The sequence below is a fragment of the Limosilactobacillus vaginalis DSM 5837 = ATCC 49540 genome, assembly GCF_000159435.1.
GTDB lineage: Bacteria > Bacillota > Bacilli > Lactobacillales > Lactobacillaceae > Limosilactobacillus > Limosilactobacillus vaginalis.
This window is the reverse complement of sequence record NZ_GG693429.1, coordinates 1-1,050: the sequence shown is the minus strand read 5'-3', so window position 1 is coordinate 1,050 and position 1,050 is coordinate 1. Positions and strand designations below refer to the sequence as shown.

The following is a 1,050-nucleotide window of genomic DNA, read 5'->3' as shown; positions in this document are numbered from 1 at the left end:
CAAAAATGATGTTTGTTCTTCTTGCCATAGGTCACTAATCTTTTTCTTCTTTTCATAGTGTACTCGTTGCGAATCTTTTTTTAGTTTATCGGCTAGTCGTTGATTCAAATTTTCAAAACTAATTAGCTTAGGGCTGGTTGAAAAAAAGTTGTATCTAACATAACCAACTTTATTTTCAACACTTCCTTTCTCATATCCACTTCGTGGATTACATGTTTGAACCTTAAATCCATAATGCAAAGCAAACGATTGGAATTCCTTTGTTAAACGAGCTTTTTCATATCTGGTTTTACTACGAACAACTGCAGTAGACATATTATCAATTCGTATAACGGTAGGTACCCCATTTATTTGCTTTAAAATCTGTTTGATTCCTTCTAATAAGCATTCTTGATTTTCTGCTGGTAATGCAATACCAAAAGCACGGTTACTGAAGGGGAAGGTCATTACTAATATTTTAATATCTACAAAGGATCCGTCTTTTTCGACTTCCATCGTGCCAAAGTCTAATTGCGCTTCACCTGCAGGATGTTCTAGTCTTTCATATCCTAAATCTTTTACTTCTCCTTTGTCAGTATGTGTTGCCTTCCATTCTTGTACAAAATTACAAACGGTTCTGTATGATCCTGGAAATCCTGATTCAATTAGGTCATTAAAAAACTGTTTATTTGTTCGACGTTTCTTCCTTGGTAATTTAAAGTCTTCAGTTAGCCAAAGGCTAACAATATCTCCCCATTTCTCTTCATACATCATACCGGATCTTTTATGGAGTTTAATCTTAGGGACAAAGTCTTTATCAGCATACTTTTTTGCTGTTCGCCAATTAATATTTAAAGACTTTCGAATTGATTCAATAGACTGATCGTGATTATTTCTTAAATTCCTGATAGTATTAATATCGGTCATTGCTAACATACCTTTCTACCTCCAAAGTTTTGATGTCGCAAAACTAACTTTAGAGGAAAGTGGGCTGTTAGACAATGGCCTTTTTCATTACACAACTATGTATTATTATGTTGCATAATTGTGTACTTCTATTTTGCAATATAC

Annotated in this window: 1 protein-coding gene; it reads right to left on the bottom strand. The window is 33.7% G+C overall.

The genetic code is table 11. The features are described from left to right. Positions 1-915: IS21 family transposase (istA, locus tag HMPREF0549_RS08850; protein WP_003717960.1), on the bottom strand; the 915-nt coding region annotated here is incomplete at its 3' end. Between the last annotated feature and the right edge of the window lie 135 nt (positions 916-1,050).